The 19,693-nt window shown below is 48.4% G+C and carries 19 protein-coding genes; 6 read left to right on the forward strand and 13 right to left on the reverse strand.

Features of this window, described 5'->3' with window-relative positions; genetic code table 11:
- Window positions 1-38: 38 nt before the first annotated feature.
- The 4 genes from ACG2F4_RS04375 to rpsF all read right to left on the reverse strand — a co-directional run bounded on the left by ACG2F4_RS04375 (window position 39) and on the right by rpsF (window position 3,262).
- Window positions 39-2,048 carry a cytochrome c biogenesis protein CcdA gene (locus ACG2F4_RS04375; RefSeq protein ID WP_395258870.1) on the reverse strand — a complete coding sequence of 670 codons (2,010 nt, stop codon included), beginning with the start codon at window positions 2,046-2,048 and terminating at the stop codon, window positions 39-41.
- A 34-nt stretch (window positions 2,049-2,082) separates the two neighbouring features.
- The gene (gene rplI, locus ACG2F4_RS04380; RefSeq protein WP_395258872.1) at window positions 2,083-2,538 is read right to left on the reverse strand and encodes a 50S ribosomal protein L9; all 456 of its coding nucleotides are present in this window, start codon (window positions 2,536-2,538) and stop codon (window positions 2,083-2,085) included.
- An 18-nt stretch (window positions 2,539-2,556) separates the two neighbouring features.
- Window positions 2,557-2,808 (reverse strand): 30S ribosomal protein S18, encoded by a 252-nt coding sequence (gene rpsR / locus ACG2F4_RS04385; protein WP_395258874.1) that lies wholly within the window; start codon window positions 2,806-2,808, stop codon window positions 2,557-2,559.
- Window positions 2,809-2,884: 76 nt separating this feature from the next.
- Window positions 2,885-3,262, reverse strand: a complete 378-nt coding sequence (gene rpsF / locus ACG2F4_RS04390) for a 30S ribosomal protein S6 (protein WP_395258876.1) — start codon at window positions 3,260-3,262, stop codon at window positions 2,885-2,887.
- Window positions 3,263-3,725: 463 nt separating this feature from the next.
- Between rpsF and ACG2F4_RS04395 the strand changes: the two genes are divergently transcribed.
- Together ACG2F4_RS04395 and ACG2F4_RS04400 are read left to right on the forward strand one after the other, a co-directional pair.
- Window positions 3,726-4,742, forward strand: coding sequence for a hypothetical protein (locus tag ACG2F4_RS04395; RefSeq protein ID WP_395258878.1), 1,017 nt, complete (start codon window positions 3,726-3,728; stop codon window positions 4,740-4,742).
- Between the two features lie 83 nt (window positions 4,743-4,825).
- Window positions 4,826-5,050: a hypothetical protein gene (locus tag ACG2F4_RS04400; RefSeq protein ID WP_395258880.1), complete on the forward strand. Its 225-nt coding sequence runs from the start codon at window positions 4,826-4,828 to the stop codon at window positions 5,048-5,050.
- Window positions 5,051-5,541: 491 nt separating this feature from the next.
- Here ACG2F4_RS04400 and ACG2F4_RS04405 read toward each other — a convergent pair whose 3' ends face one another.
- The 7 genes from ACG2F4_RS04405 to ACG2F4_RS04435 all read right to left on the reverse strand — a co-directional run bounded on the left by ACG2F4_RS04405 (window position 5,542) and on the right by ACG2F4_RS04435 (window position 13,200).
- The gene (locus ACG2F4_RS04405) at window positions 5,542-6,987 is read right to left on the reverse strand and encodes an NADH-quinone oxidoreductase subunit N (RefSeq protein WP_395258882.1); all 1,446 of its coding nucleotides are present in this window, start codon (window positions 6,985-6,987) and stop codon (window positions 5,542-5,544) included.
- A gap of 6 nt (window positions 6,988-6,993) precedes the next feature.
- A complete protein-coding gene (locus tag ACG2F4_RS04410; protein ID WP_395258884.1) occupies window positions 6,994-7,284 on the reverse strand; it encodes a 4a-hydroxytetrahydrobiopterin dehydratase in 291 nt (96 codons plus the stop codon).
- Window positions 7,285-7,353: 69 nt separating this feature from the next.
- On the reverse strand, window positions 7,354-8,958 hold the full coding sequence (locus ACG2F4_RS04415) for a NuoM family protein (protein ID WP_395258886.1): 1,605 nt from the start codon (window positions 8,956-8,958) through the stop codon (window positions 7,354-7,356).
- Between the two features lie 9 nt (window positions 8,959-8,967).
- On the reverse strand, window positions 8,968-10,989 hold the full coding sequence (gene nuoL / locus ACG2F4_RS04420; RefSeq protein ID WP_395258888.1) for an NADH-quinone oxidoreductase subunit L: 2,022 nt from the start codon (window positions 10,987-10,989) through the stop codon (window positions 8,968-8,970).
- A gap of 438 nt (window positions 10,990-11,427) precedes the next feature.
- The gene (gene nuoK, locus ACG2F4_RS04425) at window positions 11,428-11,730 is read right to left on the reverse strand and encodes an NADH-quinone oxidoreductase subunit NuoK (protein ID WP_395258890.1); all 303 of its coding nucleotides are present in this window, start codon (window positions 11,728-11,730) and stop codon (window positions 11,428-11,430) included.
- Window positions 11,727-12,248 (reverse strand): NADH-quinone oxidoreductase subunit J, encoded by a 522-nt coding sequence (locus ACG2F4_RS04430; RefSeq protein ID WP_395258892.1) that lies wholly within the window; start codon window positions 12,246-12,248, stop codon window positions 11,727-11,729. The genes nuoK and ACG2F4_RS04430 overlap by 4 nt, the downstream gene beginning before the upstream one ends.
- A 136-nt stretch (window positions 12,249-12,384) precedes the next feature.
- On the reverse strand, window positions 12,385-13,200 hold the full coding sequence (locus tag ACG2F4_RS04435; protein ID WP_395258894.1) for an undecaprenyl-diphosphate phosphatase: 816 nt from the start codon (window positions 13,198-13,200) through the stop codon (window positions 12,385-12,387).
- A gap of 83 nt (window positions 13,201-13,283) precedes the next feature.
- On the opposite strand from ACG2F4_RS04435, the gene ACG2F4_RS04440 reads away from it, so the two are divergent.
- On the forward strand, window positions 13,284-14,291 hold the full coding sequence (locus ACG2F4_RS04440; RefSeq protein WP_395258896.1) for an AAA family ATPase: 1,008 nt from the start codon (window positions 13,284-13,286) through the stop codon (window positions 14,289-14,291).
- 87 nt (window positions 14,292-14,378) lie between these two features.
- Window positions 14,379-14,636 (forward strand): hypothetical protein, encoded by a 258-nt coding sequence (locus ACG2F4_RS04445; RefSeq protein ID WP_395258898.1) that lies wholly within the window; start codon window positions 14,379-14,381, stop codon window positions 14,634-14,636.
- A 161-nt stretch (window positions 14,637-14,797) separates the two neighbouring features.
- Here the strand turns inward: ACG2F4_RS04445 and rpsA are convergent, their stop codons facing one another.
- The gene (rpsA, locus tag ACG2F4_RS04450; protein ID WP_395258901.1) at window positions 14,798-16,906 is read right to left on the reverse strand and encodes a 30S ribosomal protein S1; all 2,109 of its coding nucleotides are present in this window, start codon (window positions 16,904-16,906) and stop codon (window positions 14,798-14,800) included.
- An 85-nt stretch (window positions 16,907-16,991) separates the two neighbouring features.
- The gene (gene cmk / locus ACG2F4_RS04455) at window positions 16,992-17,654 is read right to left on the reverse strand and encodes a (d)CMP kinase (RefSeq protein ID WP_395258903.1); all 663 of its coding nucleotides are present in this window, start codon (window positions 17,652-17,654) and stop codon (window positions 16,992-16,994) included.
- Between the two features lie 164 nt (window positions 17,655-17,818).
- Between cmk and rpsT the strand changes: the two genes are divergently transcribed.
- Window positions 17,819-18,070, forward strand: coding sequence for a 30S ribosomal protein S20 (rpsT, locus tag ACG2F4_RS04460; RefSeq protein WP_395258905.1), 252 nt, complete (start codon window positions 17,819-17,821; stop codon window positions 18,068-18,070).
- A 23-nt stretch (window positions 18,071-18,093) separates the two neighbouring features.
- Window positions 18,094-19,620, forward strand: coding sequence for a 2,3-bisphosphoglycerate-independent phosphoglycerate mutase (gpmI, locus tag ACG2F4_RS04465; protein ID WP_395258908.1), 1,527 nt, complete (start codon window positions 18,094-18,096; stop codon window positions 19,618-19,620).
- Window positions 19,621-19,693: the final 73 nt, after the last annotated feature.

Consider the following 19,693-nt stretch of genomic DNA (forward strand, 5'->3'; position numbering starts at 1 on the left):
TAGATAAATTGAGATGTTAAAAAGGATTTACAATTCAACTAGTCAGCCAGGGCTGTGGATCCGGTTGATTCCGGGTCGAATCGGTTTAACCCATTATCAAGGAATTGCCTGAACTTGTCTTTCTGAGTGTAGCCTATGAGTTGATCCAGCACTTTACCTGTGTAGGGGTCAACTATGGCATACGTCGGCAGGGCAACTGTTCCCGTCAATTTAAATTGAAATTGCTGGTTTTCCGGCCCGTCAGTCCCATCATCCGTATAAAGCCGAACTTTTTCCATTTTTGCAAATCGTTTTTGAATTTCTTTCAGCGGAAATACATTGGTCTCCATGGCCCGGCAGTTGGTGCAGGTATACCCCGTGAAATCGATGAAAATGGGTTGCCCGGTCTGTTTGGCCTTTTCAAGGGAAGCTTCATAGCTGTCGGACCACTCCTCCATATTCGATTCAATGCCGCCTCCCCCCCCTCCTCTCTGTGCGATGGAACTCACCACGCTTACGTCCGTTGCCTGTTTTGGGGGCAGCCAGGCGTCCCAGATACCAAGCGAGGCTCCGAGCAGTCCCGGAATCAAATAAAAGCTGAACAGGAATAACGGAATCGCCACCATCAACCGGCCGGTACCGATCTGTTCCGGTTTTTTTTCATGTTTTAAAGAATAGGTTCCGATGACATATAGCCCGGCAAGGAAAAATATCGTAATCCATGCCGCAATAGCGAGCGGCCGCGAGACAAGCCCCCACTGCCAGACCAGGTCTGCATTGGAAATAAACTTGACCGCAGCAGCCAGTTCTATAAAACCGAGCAACACTTTTACCACGTTCATCCAGGAACCGCTTTGGGGGAGCGATTCAAGCCATCGGGGAAAAAGTGCGAAAAGCACAAAGGGGGAGGCAAAAGCTGCTGAGAAGCCCATCATCCCTATGATCGGGTAGAACCACTCCCCGCCCGTGGTAGCGGCCAGTACTCCTCCCACAAACGGGGCGGTGCACGAAAATGAAACCGCACTGATCGTCAGCGCCATAAAGAGTACACCCAGTATGCCCGAACTTTCATTGCTCTTTTGATTGAGCCAGTTGGTAAGCTGGTAGGGCAGGCGCAGTTCAAACATACCGAGCAGGCTCATTGCAAACACGATGAGTATAATACCGATAAAAAGATTTACCCAGGGATTTGCGGCAAACTGGTTTGCCCCGGAGGCCCCGATCAGTACCGACAACAGTGCGCCCAGTAAAGTAAAAGTGGCCACAATCGCTATCCCAAAAAGCAAGGCCTGTCCCACCGCCCGCTTGTTATTTCCTTCATTCTGTTTGGAGAAAAAAGAGACGGTCAAGGGAATCATCGGGAAGACGCAGGGCGTCAACAGGGCTGCAAATCCCGCAGTCAGTGCAATCCACAGAAAAGAGACAAATCCCCCACCGGTGTAACCGCTGGTGTCGGGTTGAATCTCCCCCTCCTTTCCCCCACTGCCTGTGGCAGGTTCGGAATCCGCTTCTTCCTCCGCACGCTCTGCTGTTTCCCCGGATTCCTCAAATCCATCGTAGGGCTGAGATGCGACTCCGGCTATTGAAATGCCCTGTGTAATCGACTTCGTCTTGGGCGGCAGGCATGCCTTGTCGTCACACACCTGGTACAGTACCTCCAGGTCTATCATGGAAGAACCACTGATCCCCTCCTTGAATGCCAGCGGGATGGTGAAAGTCGCTTCCGAGGTATGCCACCCAAGTTCGGTATCGAAATTGGGGTCATACTCGATCGAGGGTTCCGTCTCGCTGACCTCTCCCGCTATCGCGAGCGCGCTGTTGGCCGAGGAGAACTGGGTGGGATAGGGTCCGGCATCCGGATCGTTATTTATGGAGTAGAGATGCCAGTTTCCCTCGATTTTCGTTTGTACGGTGACCTCGAAAACCTCGCCGGCCTTTACCGTTTCAGGACTCTGGACCACCTCGAACGAGACCGGGTCGAGCATCTGCCCCTGAACACAAAATGGGGACAACACCAGCAGTGCGATCCCCATTGCAAAAGAAAGTAAGCTGTTTTTCATGGTAGTCATTCAAGATCAGTGTTATTAATTATAACACCACATGTTACTCCTTGACTACCCAAACCTTAATTTGTGGCTTTATTTCACTAATCAAGTTTATGGTAGCCGTGTATTCGCCAAGCGTCTTGATGTCCTGATCGAGCGATATCTTACGCTTGTCAATTTCAATATCGCGTTCCGCCAGTGCATCGGCGACATCTTGTGTAGTAACGGAACCGTGGATCTTTTCGTCTTCCCCTACTGTAACAGGAATAGTGACTGATGTCGTTTCAAGCCTTTCAGCCATCTCCTGCGCCTTCTCGATTGTGAGTTCAGCACGGCGTTCGGCTTTTTCCTTGATCAGCTGCAGCTGCTTGAGCGCACCCGGAGTTGCGATTTCCGCTTTTCCCTGTGGGATCAAATAATTTCGGCCGTACCCGGGTTTTACTTCCACTACCTCACCGGCATCGCCCAGCTTCTCCACATCTTCTTTTAAAATCAACTTCATCTGTTTAGGCATAGATAAAAATCCTTTTGTTTATCTGAGGTTCTCTGCTACATATGGAATCAACCCAAGAAAGCGGGCCCGTTTGATGGCGGTAGCCAACTGGCGCTGATACTTGGCACTGGTCCCCGTCACGCGACGAGGCAGAATTTTGCCCTGGTCATTCATAAAACGCTGTAGCAATTCCGTATCTTTGTAATCAATATATTCGAGACCAGCTTTTGAAAACTTGCATTCCCGTGTTCGTATCTGGCCTTTCTTCGGATGTGATGGATTCTTAATCATAATTGTAGATATCTTGTATTTAAGCGGTCACAAACACATTCCAGCGAAATTTGATGTATCCGTGACTGAATTCTTGTTAATTTTCCTCTTCTTCCTCTTCTTCATGTGCAAATACGTTGGGAACCGTCCCCTTGCGCTGCTGATCGCGGTGACGTAACATCTTGGCGTCATATTTCAAGGTAAGATACCGTATCACATTATCATCCAGGCGAAGCTGCCGTTCCAGTTTCTCAATCAGTGTTCCGGGCGCAGTAAAGTAGGCATTAACGTAATACCCGCTGTTTTTACCATCCATCTCGTACTCAAATTTTCGGATTCCCCACTCATCAACTTCATCGATTTCGCCCTCATTATCACGAATAAAGTCGGTAAACTTGTTGACGATCCCGCTAAATTGATCGTCCTCCAGTACGGGATTTATAATATAGGTTAGTTCGTAGTATTCTCTGCTCATTGATTATTTTCCTTTGGTTGTTTTCATTGAAAACAGCCGATCTGGCTTTTTGCCGACCAGCAGGTTACTGTTGCTTTCAAAGATCGATTCATATTCATAAAAGCTGCCACATAGCGCCAGCTTTAACGAACAGGCAGGCAAAAATAGAGCTTTTTGGGGGGAAATCCAATCCCATAAATCCAAATTTTTCACTCCCCGAAAACACTGAACACTATCTCGGTCCGATGAACAGGGAGATACGTTGCCGACTGCAGCTAACGATATATACTGCTCAGGGGCCGGAACGTTCCTGCAATCTTATCCTGCCCGGTTGACCTCATTTTTACTAGCACAATTCTTTTGCAGGGACTATTTATAAATCAATACAAAACAAATACTTAAAAAAACTTTGTTATGAATATTATTGTTTTCTTAAGTACCTTTCAATAAAGACAGGTTAATCTTTTTCCCACCAAAAGGTACTATGGATTCAGGTTTCGAGGATATTCGTGAAACGCTAAACAGTCGGCGTTCTGAGCTGATGAGCAAACCCAATGTTGTAGCGACCGGTATTGGGTATAAAGTGACCAACGGTCGCCAGACCGAGGAGCTCAGCATTATTTGTTCAGTGGAACTAAAAAAGCCCAAGAAAAGACTGACCCAAAAAGACCTGATTCCCGCGGCTATCCATGGTATTCCGACGGACGTGCTCCCGTCAGGTCCCTTCGTGGCGCGTCAGGATCCGAAGGGAAGATTCCGACCTGCGCCCGGTGGGGTAAGTATAGGGCATTTCGATATTACGGCCGGCACGCTGGGCTGCCTGGTCAAAAAAGACGATACCATTTATATTCTTTCCAACAACCACGTGCTCGCAAACAGCAATGAAGCCGACATCGGGGACGCGATTCTTCAACCAGGTCCGTATGACGGCGGTCAAAATCCACAGGACCAGATAGCAAAGTTGAGCGAATTTGTGCCGATCAGCTTTGACGGAGAGGGCGAAAATGGATCGTCTCCAGGCTGTTTTACCTCCAACATGATCGCTTCAGTTCTGAACAGCATCGCCTCAACCATCGGCAGCTCGGTGCGTATGCGTCCATACCGGGTGCAGACAACGGAAAACCTGGTGGATGCCGCTATAGCAGAGCCCCTGACCCCCTCGGACCTGGAGAACGAAATACTTCAGATCGGAACGATTGCCGGCACCCGGGAAGCTGAACTGGGAATGGAGATTAAAAAGAGTGGTAGAACCACGGGATTCACCACTGGAACCATCCAGCAGGTGGATGTGACGGCCCGTGTCAACTATGGGGCCAACAAAGTAGCCACATTTGTGGATCAGCTTGTGGCCGGCTCAATGAGCCAGGGCGGAGACAGCGGGTCTGCGGTCCTCGACAACGAAAATAACCTTGTAGGATTACTCTTTGCCGGGAGCGATACCTCCACAATCATCAATCGAATTGACAATGTATTCAATAGCCTGGATGTAACGCTGCCCTGACACTTCCCTCCGCAGATTACCCGGATTTTTTGGAAAATGTGCTATATTATTCTGCACACTGAATTTCATTTGTACGTATTCCCATGCCGGACTACCCAAAAGCCCGTAATATAAAGCAAAAATATGAAAAAGAATGGCTGGCCATCGACGGGGTCACTGCTGTAGGCATCGGCCTGGTTGACGGGGACACCATCGGTATCATTATATCTGTAAGCGCCGATGAAGAGCGAATCAGAAACCAGCTACCTGCGGAAATAGAAGGAATCCCCGTCAAAGTGGATGTAACCGGCAATTTCAGGGCTCAGTAAAGGGACGGTAATTCAGGCATCATAATGTCAACTTCCGGTGAAGTCTGCTGCGCAGAGACAATTGCGATATTTCAGGATAGCTGACACCCACCTTTTTTCGAATATCAACTATGTAACGAAACCTTCCTGCATTGACGATCTCCTCCCAGCCCATCTGTGCAGATATCACTAATCTCCTTTTTTCCGGGTTTTAATCAATTTGGGAGTTACAATGGCGATGCCTGCTTTAGTGACATTATATTGAATAATTCAAATACTGAACCCGGTACTCGTCTATCGTTATAAATGATTGTCGGTCGGATTTTTCCACGGAATGAAAGCGGCAGTGGCTGAGAGGATAAACAAAAGCAGAACCGTGTTACAATATGTGGAATAAACCACATCCTAGAGGTAACATCGATATGCGGTAAAGCGTAGCTGCACGACTTATCCCTCGATAATATATAATATAATGACAGACAGAAAAAGAGGAGGTTTCTAAGGCTCTGCCTTTATCGTATAAACGCGGCCCAGTCTTCAGCATAATAGGAACTCAACAGTTCTGAAAGTCCTCCAGGTGCAATTCCAAAATAGATGGTGAGAAAAGCCAGTACAATCAGGCTGCCTTTAAACAGCCAACCGGCCTGAACAAGCGGAACATCCTTGTGGGGCTCTCTCATGTACAGGTACACCATCGGGCGCAAGTAGTAGTAAATACTGGCTGCACTGGCCAGCACCCCGACAATTGCCAGGCCAATCAAGTCAGCGTTGACAGCAGCGGCAAATACCTGGTACTTGCCTACAAATCCTACAAAGGGTGGAATTCCGGCAAGTGAAAAAAGGAAGATAGAAAGCATGACTCCCATGGCGGGACGTTTGAATCCCAGGCCCGCATAATTGTTTATATCGTTGAAATCCAATCCTTTTTGGCGCTCATAGAATGCCACTACTCCAAATGCTCCCACGTTCATCAGTGTATATGCCAGCAGGTAGTACAAAACCGCACTGTATCCCCCCGCCGTACCGGCTGCTAGTCCCACCATCAAATATCCCGCGTGGGCGATACTCGAGTACGCAAGCATCCTCTTGATGTTGTCCTGAACCAGCGCAATAATATTTCCCAGAATCATCGTTATGATGGCAATGACAGAAATCAGTTCCGACCAGCTGGCCGCACTATCCGGGAGCATCCGGGAAAGAACCAGTATCAGCGCTACAAACGTTGCCGACTTGGAAGCCGTTGCAAAATAAGCCGTGAGTGTGGTTGGGGTGCCCTGGTAGACGTCGGGCGTCCACATGTGAAAAGGCACCGCAGAAATTTTGAAAAAGAAACCTACCAACAACAGTCCCGCCCCGGCAAGGAAAAGAAGATCGCTGCTGGCCGCCCCCGCAATACCTGGCAGATTGGTCGTGCCGGTGGCGCCATACAGAAGCGCCATTCCGTAGAGTAGAAAACCGGTAGAAAATGCCCCCAGCAGAAAATATTTGAGCGCTGCCTCAGCTCCCATTTTCTCTTCATTGATAATTCCGGCCAGAATATAGAGGCAGATCGACATGGTCTCTAATCCGACAAAAATCATGATCAGATCATTGGCACTGGCAAGCCCGAGCATGCCGGAGGTCGCAAAAAGCACAAGGGCATACACTTCCCCGTAATTGTGGTCGACCGCTTCCAGATATTCTTTGGATATCAACACGCAAAACAGCGTGCCCAGCAGCACCACGGTATTACCAAACGCGGCTGTTCCTCCGTAGACAATCATGCCGGAAAACGCTTCTCCAGCAGGTCCGAACATGTCTATGGCAGAGACCACCAGTGCTGCCAGTATTGAAAAAACAGACAGGCCAAATATAGCCTCATGATCATTTTTATAGGCATCGATCAGCACGGCGACTAATCCCGCCAATGCGACAATTATCCCTGGAAGAAATACGCTCAGATCGTGTAGGTAATCCATGTGCTTTTACGCGTTATACAGTGACTCTATAGTTTTTGCCAGTTTCAGATCTTTTTCGGTGACTTTGCCACCAGCATCATGTGTACTCAGCGCGATGCCAACACTGTTGTAAACATTGAAAAGCTCCGGGTGATGTGTCTGCTCCTCCGCTTCAAATGCGATGCGATTGATAAAAGCGATCGCGTCCCGGAAATTATCAAATGTAAAATTCTTTTTTAATTTGTCGTCCTCATGGCTCCATCCATCGAGATCGGAAAGAGCTTCCGCGATTTGATCTTCTGATATTGGTGTTGCCATTGGTATAATTTTTGAGTTGTTGAGTTATTGAATTAATCGGTCATTCAAAAAAATCAATAATTCTAAGATCTAATCACTTTTTTGCGAGGCCAGCTCAGGAGTCACATCGTACAGGCTGTTGGCCCATCCCGGCAGTTCCTGCTCCGAGGCGCTCTGCTTTATGGCCACACTCTTTTCCCGTGACGTCTCCAGCAGGTCATTAATTTGTGCTTCGGAATACTGCATAAAGTCGACCGGGCGGATCCCGATCCATACCATAAAAATGACCAACGGGACCAGCAAGCCAATTTCCCTGGCATTCAGATCAACAAGATCTTCATTCGCTTCATGTTTCAGCGGGCCGAACATCACCCGCTGGTACATCCACAACATGTAAACAGCTGCCAGAATAACCCCGGTTGCTGCCAGAATTGTAAATGCAGAACTGCCCAAAACCTCTGAGTGGAATGATCCATTCAGGATAAGGAACTCACCGACAAATCCATTTAATCCCGGCAGTCCGATAGAAGCCAGCGTGGATATCATAAACATAACCGCAAATACCGGGATGACTTTGGCAATACCACCGAAATCTTTAATCATCCGCGTATGCCGACGGTCATAAATCATGCCGACAATGAGGAATAGCGCCCCGGTGGAAAGGCCGTGATTTACCATCTGGATAAGTGCTCCCTGAACTGCAATGGTGTTGAATGCAAACAGCCCGAGCACTACAAATCCAAGGTGACTTACTGAAGAGTAGGCCACCAGCTTTTTCACATCTTTCTGAACCATCGCTACCAGCGCACCATAGATGATGCCTATGACCGCCAGAGTAGCCATGTAGGGGGCAAACTCCACAAATGCGTTTGGGAACAGCGGCAGGCAGACGCGCAACAGCCCATACGTTCCCATCTTAAGCATGATAGCCGCAAGTACGACAGAACCGGCCGTGGGAGCTTCAGTATGGGCATAGGGCAGCCAGGTGTGAAACGGGAACAGCGGCACCTTGATACAAAACGCGAGGGCAAATGCCAGGAAAAGCCAGGTCTGTTCCACCAGGCCAATTTGATACTCCCCGCTCGAAAGGAAACGCCAGTCGGTGCTGAATGTAAATTCATTCAGGAATGTACCGGCATCGTACCCAACGTAAATAAGCCCGATAAGCATGATCAGTGAGCCCACCAGTGTGTACACAAAAAACTTGACCGTTGCGTGGATTCGCCCCTTGCCACCCCAAATGCCGATCAGGAAATACATCGGAATCAGGGAAAGCTCGAAAAAGACATAGAAAATGATCAGGTCGAGTGCCGCAAAAACGCCGAGCGATGCCGTCTGAAGCAGCAGAAGCATGGAATAGTAGCCAGCCAGGTGCTTGCTGACAGAATTCCATGAGGAGAGTATTACTATCGGGCCAAAAAGCGTGGTAAGCATAAAAAGCAAGAGACTGAGCCCGTCGAGCCCTACAATATATTTGATATCCAGTCCATTCAGGAGCGGTTCGCCGACCGTGAGGTACTGGGCACTCGCTGAGCCTGCGATATCAAAATTAAGCAAAAGCGGCAGGGAAAGCAGGAATACAGCACTCGTTGTAACCAGGCTGATCCATTTTACAGCGGCCTTATTTCGTGTAAATAAAATCGCGGCAATTCCTGCCAGCGGTAGATAAATACAGATGTTTAGTAGTAGCTCCATCGTCAAGAATTAGAGAATCAGGATACTTATTACGATTATCACGCCAATAACCAGCCCCAGGGCATAGGTGGAGGTAACCCCGGTTTGAATATATCGGATCAGGCTTCCAAACAGTCGGACAATTCCCCCGACAGTATTTACAACCCCGTCCACAATCTTCATATCAAATACAGCCAATCCCTTGTCTGAAAAGCGAACAAGCGGACGAGAAACCAGCCCCTCATATATTTCATCAAGACTGTACTTTTGGCTCCAGGTATCGTATAGGGTGCCAAAACGCGCCGCGAGATAGCTGTCCGACTCTTCGGTATCGCCGCTTCCATACATTCGGTACGCCACCCAGCTTCCGGCCACTGCAATTGCGATCGAAATGATCATCAATGTCCATTCGATACCGTGAGAAAGCGCCATGCCCACATCCGCATTTACTGTATACAACCAGTCATGCAGCAGGTTAATGTGCGCCTCCTCGTGGGTGAAGGTCTCAGCAATAAAATTGGGGACGCCCAGAAATCCACCTGCCACCGACAGTATTCCCAGTGCCCACAGTGGAAAGGTCATCGTAACCGGGCTCTCGTGCAGGTAATCAGAGGCGTTATCCGCATCTGCCACCCTGCCCGGCAGTTTAAATTCCCCGTTGAATGTTCCGAATGTCAGACGAAACATATAAAAAGCGGTCAGGAATGCCGTTACAATTCCCACGCCCCACAACAGGAAGTACAGCGGCCCGGCAAACTCACCGAAACCGGCATTAAATGTAAAGGCCAATATTTCATCCTTGGAGAAAAAGCCCGCCAGCGGTGGGATTCCCGCAATAGCAATTGTTGCCAGCAGGAAGGTTCGGTAAGTAGAGGGCATATACTGTTTCAACCCTCCCATATTACGCATATCCTGGGGATCAAAATGCACTTCCTTGCCCTCTTGGTGCAGGCCGTGTTCAACATGTTCCATGGCATGAATAACAGAACCCGACCCGAGAAAAAGACAGGCCTTGAAAAAAGCGTGAGTCACAACATGAAAAATGGCCGCCGTAAAAGCGCCCGATCCCAGAGCCAGGAACATATACCCGAGCTGTGATACCGTGGAGTAGGCCAGCACCCGTTTGATATCGTGTTGGGTGAGGGCGATGGTCGCCGCAACCAATGCGGTTAACGCCCCAATCACAGCGATGATCAGCATCACTTCAGGGGACATCACAAACATTGGCGACATCCTGGAAATCAAGTAGATACCCGAAGTTACCATGGTTGCAGCATGAATCAGCGCCGATACGGAAGTCGGGCCCGCCATTGCGTCGGGAAGCCAGACAAAAAGGGGAATCTGCGCGCTTTTTCCAGTGGCACCCACCAACATCAGGAAACCGATCCAGAATTTGTAATCTGCGGGGATCGCATCCAGGTCGCCGAGAATCGTATTAAAATTGAGACTGCCGACCGACTGAAACGTAAGGAACATGGCAATTAGAAATGCGAAATCACCGATCCGGTTATACCAAAACGCCTTGTTGGCGGCATCTGATTTGGCCATGTCGGTATACCAAAAACCGATCAGCAGGTATGAGCAGAGCCCGACCCCCTCCCAGCCGAGAAACAGCAACAGCAGGTTGTTGCCCATAATCAGGTTGAGCATCGCAAAGATGAACAAATTGAGATAGGCAAAAAACTTCCAATATCCCTCATCATGCCACATATACCCGATGGAATAAAAATGGATCAGGGAACCGACCCCGGTAACAACCAGCATCATTACGATGGAGAGCTGGTCGATCTGGTAGGCGATATCAACCGAAAAAGAGCCCGCCTGTATCCAGGTAAAAAATGTGGTGATGAGCGCTTCCGATTCAGTCGTAAAATTCAGAAAAAAGTAGCAGGAGATAAGGAAGGGAACAAATACCGAAAGGTTGGCGATGGCGCCGATGAGGGTTTTCTTTTCTCGATATCCCGGGCTGCGCAACCCGAGTAGTCCATTAATTAAAAACCCCAGCAGGGGCAAGCCTACCGTCAGTGCAACGAGCAATGTAGCTGAGTCCATCAAGTCAGTTTGTTTTTTGGATCGAAAGCTTCTTTTCTGTCATCCCCTGGCGTTCATCTGCAGGGTGAGGTTTCAACCCGAAAAGTGATCGAGTTCTGTTCAATCAGTATGAGAACAGCCCCGAAGCGGAACCGGATGACGTTGTTCATTTGCGCCCCAAAGGTAGCTATTGCTTCAACTATTCCCAAGGGGAATTTTACAGATGGCAAAGATACAAAAAAGTGAACGAAGGTAAAGGTAGATTCAGTAAAAATAAGCAGTGAACACTGTGCTATTGAGCAGTTACCAGTGAACAGAAAATCAGCAGGTAATTAAACTACTTATCCAATAAAATAACGGGTAGGCTGATGGGATATATACGCACCCACACTCCTCAAAATGTCAAGAGCGGAAACTCGCTGCATTGATCATGGCGCACTAACACACTATTAATTAAAATCACCAGCGCAACAGGTTGATTTTGCTCACATCCAGCGAAAGGTTATTGCGGAAGATGGCAATAATGATAGCCAGCCCTACAACCGCTTCGGCGGCTGCAACCGCCAACGCAAAGAACACGAGCATCTGTCCTTCCACGTTACCGTGGAAGGTACTGAAAGAGATCAGCGAAAGATTGACCGCATTCAACATCAGTTCCACACTCATAAAAATTACTATCGCGTTTTTACGGATTAATACCCCCATGATACCGATCGCAAACAACACGGCACTTAACGCTAAAAACCAGTCGATTTCAATCATTGTCCAGATTTGGGCTTAACAATTTTTTGTTGTGCAACCACCAGGGCTCCCACTACGGCCGCTGTCAACAGAATGGCGGTCATCTCAAAAGGAAGCAGATAGGTAGTAAACATGACCTCTCCGATCGCCTCAACCGTTCCCACCTGCGATACTTCCGAAGGCAGTTCAGGCAACATGTCTGTTACCCCTCCGATGCTGTACAGTATTTGGGACAGCACGACGATACCGAGCAGAAAAGCCACAAAATACTTGACTCTAAACTTGTTAAAAAGAGATTTTTCTGCATCCAAATTCAGCAGCATAATCACAAACAGGAACAACACCATAATCGCCCCGGCATACACAATAACCTGGATGATGGCCAGAAAATGCGCCTGCAGCAGTACGTAGACCCCGGCCAGGGCCACCATGTTAATTACAAGAAACAGGGCACTGTTTACCGTATTTTTACTAATTACCATACCCAGTGCGGCAGCAATAGCCAGAATTGCAAGGAATATAAAAACGTATGAAACCATGGTGTTGCTTTATTTTAAGTGGCTTCAAAAGTAGATAAATTTAGAAACCACATCAACTCTAAATTGGGGTTTGAATGTTAAAAGTTGAATGTTTCAGGGTGGTGTTTATAAGACTTTCATCCTGCAACTTTAAAACCTACCAAAAATAGATCAGTCCCAGTGTACCCACCGTCCAGCAGTACCAGGCAAATGGATGAATTCCCCTGGTTTTGAGCATTACAATAAGATACTTGAGAGCAAAATATCCCGAAATAAAAGCGGCCAGAAAGCCAATGACAAGGTCCAGGGCGGCATCAAAACGGATGCCCACCTCGGCCATCTCCTTGACCTGCATCATCATGGCGCCCGCGATTACGGGAATGACCATCAGGAACGAAAAGTTGGCCACCTCTTCCCTTTTTACTCCCAGGTATAATCCCAACGAGATCGTGGAGCCGGAGCGGCTTATACCCGGCAAAATGGCAAGTGCCTGCGCTATTCCGATGGCAAAACTATTTCCAGCGTTGATCTGCCGCGTAAACTGCTTCCTGTACTTGGTGGCGTAAAGCAGTATTCCGGTTACCAGCAGCATGAACGAAACCATAAAGGGATTCAGGAATACATCCTCAATATAGTCTTTCAGTGTAAAGCCTATGATTGTGGCGGGGATCATGCTCAACAGGATATAGCCACTCAATCTTATATTGGGATCATCCCTGAGCCGTTGTTGAAATTCTCCGGGCGAACCGGCCAGGCCCAGCAACGACTTTATAATGCCGGTCAGTTCCTCCCTGTAATAGACCAGAATGCTGCACAACGTTCCAAAATGAACGACAACCTCAAACGTTATGCCCTTTTGCAGGTCGCTGCTCATAAAAGCACGGCCGAGCACGAGGTGGCCGGAACTGCTGATTGGCAAAAATTCGGTAAGGCCCTGTATGAGACCTAATAGAAAAGAATCTATGAATTCCATTTATTATTATAGAGGTTTTTACGTTCTTAAATCGGCAAAGAAGATACTTATAACTCATTCAAAATCTAAATCACATTTCACTTATGGCGACAAGCTCTCCTTCAGTAGACATGCAGGCGCTCGGAGATAAAATTGAAGAATCCAGCGCATTTATTGAAAAAATTTACGACGAACTAAAGAAAGTCATTGTCGGTCAGCAGTATATGATCGACCGGCTGCTGATCGGGCTGCTGGCTGATGGACACGTGCTGCTGGAGGGAGTACCGGGCCTGGCCAAAACCCTGACGGTTTCGTCGCTCTCCCAGGTCATCAGCACAAAATTTCAGCGAATACAGTTCACGCCCGACCTGCTGCCCGCCGACCTGATCGGTACGCTGATCTATAACCAGAAAGAGGCGGAATTCACGGTAAAAAAAGGACCTATTTTTGCCAACATCATTTTAGCTGACGAGATCAACCGTTCGCCCGCCAAAGTACAAAGTGCCCTGCTGGAGTCGATGCAGGAACTGCAGGTAACCATTGGCGAAACAACCTATGAACTTGACGAGCCCTTTTTGGTGCTGGCCACCCAAAACCCCGTAGAACAGGAAGGGACCTACCCACTGCCGGAAGCACAGGTCGACCGGTTTATGATGAAAATAAAGATCGATTACCCGAGCGAGTCTGAAGAGATGGAAATTATGCGGCGCATGGCCCAAACCGGGAAGAACAAAAAGCTGGAACCGGTGGTGACACCTGAGCAGGTACTGGGTGCACGGAACGTCGTTAACGAAATCTACATGGATGAAAAGGTGGAACAATATATTATTGACCTGGTTTTTGCCACCAGAAATCCCGGAAAATTCAATCTGCCGGATATGGAAGAGCTTATTAATTTCGGGGCTTCGCCACGGGCGTCCATCAATCTGAATCTGGCAGCCCGCGCACACGCCTTTATGGAACACCGGGCCTATGTAACCCCGGAAGATGTTCGGCTGATCGCCATGGATGTGCTGCGTCACCGCATTATCCCTACGTTTGAAGCGGAAGCAGAAAACATCACTCCTGAAGATATCATAGAAAAAATTATGTCCACCGTTCAAGTTCCCTGATGGACCCGCTTAAATCAGAATAACAACGATTGAATGTTACTGAAGACTTTATTTATTTGGTAATGTACTTTATCAAATACACTTATTATGAAAATAAATTTTGTATCCAGGGAAGACATTAAAATTTCTAAAAAAAGCTCCTCAAAATATAAACCCCTGTTGGAGGCCGTAAAAAAGCTGGAAGCGGGGGGAAAAGCGCTCGAGGTAAAATTTAGCGACGACACGGAGCTCAACTCCATGCGGAACGTGATCTACAGCTATAACCGGGAAACCGGGGAAAAGGTAAAAAGCAGCAAGCATCCCAAAAAAAACCTCGTTTACTTTTACAAGGAAAAGAACGAGTAGACATGGGGCGCCTTGTTGCACTTCCATTGTCATTGCCTGAATACCCGCAGGTTGCGCCGTTTATAACATATTGATAATGATAAAGAGAAAAAGCCCGATGGATCTTTCACCATCGGGCTTTTTTAATGTGTCAAGCAATCACAAAGAGTGCTTGGCTGAACTTATTCTTCCTGGTCCGCAGAAGATTCCTCTTCCTCCTCATTCGAGTCGGAATCCTCTTCTACTTCCACTTCGGCATCGGCCTGTTGCTGGCGCGCTGCTTCCCGCTGCTTCTCTTCCATCTCCCGCTTCAGGTCGGCCAGGCCAGACATCTCACCCAGCGTCGGTGTTCCCCGCTCTACAGGCTCCTGCGAGCTGCGAGATTTGGATCTCGACTTGGAAGGCTTCACTTTCTTGGCATCCTTGTCTCGTTGACTGAGTGTGAGATTCTTGTTGTTCTCATCAAGCTCAATTACGTAAGCCTCAACGGTTTCGCCCACTTCATAGGATTCAGAGAGGTCTCCACCGGCTTCCGTTTTGCTTGCCGGAACAAATCCTTCCAGCTCGAAAGGAAGCTTCACAAACAGTCCCTTATCCGTAATTTTCAAGATTTCGCCTTCAACCTGGTTGCCCAAGCCGTGCTCTTCAGCGAATTTCTCCCACGGATTCTCTTCAATCTGCTTGTGACCCAGCGTAATTCGGCGATTCTCAAAGTCAATCGCCAGGATGACCACCTCGATCTCCTGGTCTTTGTCGATAATCTCGTTCGGATGATTGATTTTGTCGGTCCAGCTGAGATCAGAAACGTGGATCAGCCCGTCAATGCCGGGTTCGAGCTCAACAAACACACCGAAGTTGGTGAGATTGCGAACCGTTCCCGTATGCTTGGAGCCAACCGGGTATCGCTTGTCGATATCTTCCCAGGGATCCTTTTCAAGCTGCTTGACCCCGAGCGAGATTTTCTTTTCCGGTTCGTTTACATTCAGCACCACGCATTCTATGATATCGTCCTTGTCCACCAGTTGAGACGGGTGTTTGATATGTTGTGTCCAGGACATCTCGCTAATGTGGATGAGTCCCTCAACGCCTTTTTCAAGCTCAATAAAGGCACCGTAGTCTGCAATGGAAACGACACGACCCTGAACCTTCATGCCTTCTGGATATTTCAGGTCGATTTGATCCCATGGATGCGGCTGCAGCTGCTTGAGGCCCAACGAAACACGCTTGCTCTCGTCATCAAAGTCGATGACAGCGACGTTCATGCGCTGATCGAGAGATACGATCTCTTCGGGATGCTCAACACGTCCCCACGAGAGATCCGTGATGTGAAGCAGACCGTCGACACCACCAAGATCGATGAATACACCGAAATCAGTAATATTCTTGACGATACCTTCGAGGACCTGTCCTTCTTCGATGGTAGACAGAATCTCTTCTCGCTGTTCTTCAAGGTCAGACTCAATAAGGGCGCGGTGAGAAACAACCACGTTTTCCGCCTGCATGTTGAGCTTTACGACCTGGAATTCCATCGTTTTCCCGACATAAGCGTCAAAGTCGCGCACCGGTCGCACGTCAATTTGCGACCCGGGCAGGAAACAGTCGATGCCCATAATATCCACCACCATACCACCTTTGATACGGCGCTTGATATATCCCTCCAGCACTTCGCCGGTTTCATGGGACCGCTCAATGGTCTCCCACGCCTGCAGGATGTCGGCCTTGCGGCGAGAAAGAATAAGCTGCCCTTCCTGATCTTCAACTTTGTCGAGGAAAACTTCCACTTCATCACCGGGAGCCAGCTCCTCAACCACTTTATCCGGAAACTCATTGACCTGGATAATGCCTTCAGACTTGAAGCCGATGTCAACAATGACATACTTCTCATCAACCGAGACCACCCGCCCGGTTACAATTTCCTTCTCTTCAATTTCATTTAACGTGTCTTCATACATCGAAGCCAGGCTGTGAAACTCATCGTCGGTATAGTCCTCCGATGCCGCCTGGAGTTCATCCAGCGTATAAACTTTATCGTCTTCCATGTCGCCGGTAAACGTGGCAACATCATCCTCATCTACTTCAACACGTACCTCTTCTTCCGTGATGGCTTCAACGGCCGGTTCTTCAACTGTTTTCTCGGGTTCTTCTTCAGCCGTTTCTTCTTCTTGGGCAGTGGCTTCAGCTTCAACCGACTCTTCGGCATCTGTCACTTCCACATCTTGTTCTTCAGCAGTAGCAGTGTCGTCAGCTTCTTGGTTTTTGTTTTCTTGTTCTTGTTTAACTTCTTCGGTCATTATGGTTTTAGTTAAAATTGCCGCTTTCAACTCCCACTCAAAAAAAGCGGAGCGGAAAGGGATTAATTAGGGTTTTAGTTATAATTTAAGTTTGTGTTTCAAACTTATTTGTAATTCTTGAACAAATAAAATCTACTTGTTGTTCAAAAGTCATCTCACTCGTGTCCACTTCAACAGCGTCCGGAGCTTTTTTCAGGGGATCTTTCTTTCGCCGGGAGTCCTTCTGGTCCCGTTCAATGATGTTACGCTTTACTTCATCCAGGGTAACATCCGCCCCCTGCGCTTTCAGCTCCCTGTGTCGTCGTTCAGCCCGAACATCGGTGTCGGCCACCATAAAAAACTTTAGTTCGGCATCGGGGAATACAGCTGTGCCCAGGTCCCGGCCCTCGGCAATCCAGGTTTCCTTCTGTACCGCCTGGTGCATAAGGTTGTTCACAAATTGCCTGGATTTGGGCAGCGCCGCCACCGTACTTACATGATTGTTCACCTCCACGGTACGGATCTGTTCGGTAATATCCCGCTTCCCGACCGATACATGAAACGTACCCTCTTCATAGAAGAATGAGATCGACTTTCGATTCAACAATTCAAAGAACTTCGTTTTGTCTTTACCCGATTCCAGATACATCAACGTGAGCGTGCGGTACAGCGCACCGGAATCCAGGTACTGAATATCAAGCTTATCCGCGACGGCCCTGGCCGTAGAGCTTTTACCCGAACCTGCCGGACCATCAATGACAATTATCATATCGGAAAGTCTCCCAAATTACTTTTAATTTATTAATATTTCAATGATTTCTTGTTTTCTGAATCCAGAAAGGTTAACTTTTGGGGCTTTCTGAAACGTCGTATTCAGATTATATAATGATACAAATTAATTGACGAACAATTTAAGCAAACTGAACGATATATATGCCACAACATCAATCTGCTATTAAACGCGTGCGACAGAATGCCAAGCGGCGCGAACACAATCGCGCACAGCGCTCCAAAATGCGAACGCTGGTAAACAAGGTGTTGGAAACCACTGACAAAGAAGAGGCCGAAACATACCTTAAAGAAGCCACTTCCTACCTCGACAAGATGGCGGCCAAAGGTATTATCCATCAAAATAAAGCGGCCAGAAGAAAAGCCAAGCTCACCAAGCACGTAAACAACCTTTAACAAACAACAGCGCAGGAGACGTATTGGCTGTTCCAACCTCAAAGGCATTACTCGTTATCCTGGATGGCTACGGTTTGGCCGAAAATCCAGAAGTCAGCGCAATCGACAAGGCTGACAAACCATTCATCGACCAGCTATTCAACAACAATCCACACTCGACACTTTCCGCCAGCGGGACCGATGTGGGCCTGCCCGGCGGGCAGTTTGGAAATTCGGAGGTAGGTCACCTGAATATCGGGGCCGGCCGTGTTGTATGGCAGGAGCTAAGCCGGATTAACCGGGATATCGAGGAAAATACATTCGACCAAAATGAGGTGCTGCTGGAAGCTATCGAAAAGGCCAGGGCCAAAGACAAGGTCCATATTCTGGGACTCTTTTCCGATGGCGGGGTACACAGCCACAACGACCACCTGTTTGCACTGCTGAAACTGTTGAATTCCCAAGGTATTGAGAACGCGTTTGTTCACGCTTTTACCGACGGGCGCGACACCTCTCCCACCGGCGGCATCGAGTACGTGAAGGAGTTCCAGGAGCAGGCGGAAGCAATCGGAACAGGAACCATCGCATCTATCGTCGGTCGGTATTACGCCATGGACCGTGATAACCGGTGGGAGCGCACCAAACGGGCGTATGATCTTCTCGTAAATGGAAAGGGAGAGTCGTTTGATACTCCAGCCGAGGCCCTGCAGGATTCCTACAGCAGGGATGTTACCGATGAATTCATTACTCCCAAGCTGATTGACGATACTCCCCAATCCCGGATAGAACCCGGCGATGTCGTCATATTCTACAATATTCGCGGCGATCGCGCGCGACAAATTACCCGGGCCCTGTCCGACAACGAATTCGACAAATTTGAAGTCAACAAAGACCTTGATCTTCACTATGTCACGTTTACCGCCTACGACGACACCTTCGACTGGGTTCACGTTGCCTATCCCCCGGCCCACATAAAAAATACCATCGGCGAATATGTAAGCAGGCAGGGACTAAAGCAGCTTCGCATAGCCGAAACGGAAAAATACCCGCACGTAACCTATTTCTTTAACGGCGGCGAAGAGGTGGCGTTCGAAGGCGAAGAACGAATCATGATTCCGAGTCCAAAGGTAGCCACCTACGACCTGAAGCCGGAAATGAGCGCCCCGGAGGTCGCCGAGACGCTCTGCAAGCAACTAAAAACCGGAACCTTCGATCTCTGTATCCTTAATTTTGCCAATCCAGACATGGTCGGCCACACCGGAGATATGGATGCAACGATTAAAGCGGTGGAGACCGTTGACAGGGAGCTAAAAAAAGTGGTGGAGACCGCTACTGACCACAATTACAAAATTTTAATCATTGCGGACCATGGAAACGCCGACTGCCTGATCCAGGAAGACGGCAGTGCCCACACCGCCCATACCAATGCCCGGGTTCCGGCCATGATCGTAAACGGAAACGGCGATAACATCCGGATGCACGACGGCAAACTTGCGGATGTAGCCCCTACCCTTTTAAAATTGATGGGATTGAATCAGCCTGAGGAGATGACGGGACAGCCCCTCTTCTGAAAGTTTTGCTAACATTCCCCACCCATCCATCCAGTTTCGCTCGATTTCTATTAGCTGCCCCGAAATATCCGGA

The organism is Halalkalibaculum sp. DA3122, assembly GCF_043951865.1.
Lineage (GTDB): Bacteria > Bacteroidota > Rhodothermia > Balneolales > Balneolaceae > JAMQKA01.

Excerpts from the sequence above, each read along its gene's own strand:
- rpsR (WP_395258874.1), bottom strand. The coding sequence starts at position 2,808 with ATGATTAAGAATCCATCACATCCGAAGAAAGGCCAGATACGAACACGG.
- rpsT (WP_395258905.1), top strand. The coding sequence starts at position 17,819 with ATGCCACAACATCAATCTGCTATTAAACGCGTGCGACAGAATGCCAAG.
- ACG2F4_RS04410 (WP_395258884.1), bottom strand. The coding sequence starts at position 7,284 with ATGGCAACACCAATATCAGAAGATCAAATCGCGGAAGCTCTTTCCGAT.
- ACG2F4_RS04430 (WP_395258892.1), bottom strand. The coding sequence starts at position 12,248 with ATGGTTTCATACGTTTTTATATTCCTTGCAATTCTGGCTATTGCTGCC.
- ACG2F4_RS04415 (WP_395258886.1), bottom strand. The coding sequence starts at position 8,958 with ATGGAGCTACTACTAAACATCTGTATTTATCTACCGCTGGCAGGAATT.
- ACG2F4_RS04445 (WP_395258898.1), top strand. The coding sequence starts at position 14,379 with ATGAAAATAAATTTTGTATCCAGGGAAGACATTAAAATTTCTAAAAAA.
- ACG2F4_RS04395 (WP_395258878.1), top strand. The coding sequence starts at position 3,726 with ATGGATTCAGGTTTCGAGGATATTCGTGAAACGCTAAACAGTCGGCGT.
- nuoL (WP_395258888.1), bottom strand. The coding sequence starts at position 10,989 with ATGGACTCAGCTACATTGCTCGTTGCACTGACGGTAGGCTTGCCCCTG.
- cmk (WP_395258903.1), bottom strand. The coding sequence starts at position 17,654 with ATGATAATTGTCATTGATGGTCCGGCAGGTTCGGGTAAAAGCTCTACG.
- rpsA (WP_395258901.1), bottom strand. The coding sequence starts at position 16,906 with ATGACCGAAGAAGTTAAACAAGAACAAGAAAACAAAAACCAAGAAGCT.
- rplI (WP_395258872.1), bottom strand. The coding sequence starts at position 2,538 with ATGCCTAAACAGATGAAGTTGATTTTAAAAGAAGATGTGGAGAAGCTG.
- ACG2F4_RS04440 (WP_395258896.1), top strand. The coding sequence starts at position 13,284 with ATGGCGACAAGCTCTCCTTCAGTAGACATGCAGGCGCTCGGAGATAAA.
- rpsF (WP_395258876.1), bottom strand. The coding sequence starts at position 3,262 with ATGAGCAGAGAATACTACGAACTAACCTATATTATAAATCCCGTACTG.
- ACG2F4_RS04375 (WP_395258870.1), bottom strand. The coding sequence starts at position 2,048 with ATGACTACCATGAAAAACAGCTTACTTTCTTTTGCAATGGGGATCGCA.
- nuoK (WP_395258890.1), bottom strand. The coding sequence starts at position 11,730 with ATGATTGAAATCGACTGGTTTTTAGCGTTAAGTGCCGTGTTGTTTGCG.
- ACG2F4_RS04435 (WP_395258894.1), bottom strand. The coding sequence starts at position 13,200 with ATGGAATTCATAGATTCTTTTCTATTAGGTCTCATACAGGGCCTTACC.
- ACG2F4_RS04400 (WP_395258880.1), top strand. The coding sequence starts at position 4,826 with ATGCCGGACTACCCAAAAGCCCGTAATATAAAGCAAAAATATGAAAAA.
- ACG2F4_RS04405 (WP_395258882.1), bottom strand. The coding sequence starts at position 6,987 with ATGGATTACCTACACGATCTGAGCGTATTTCTTCCAGGGATAATTGTC.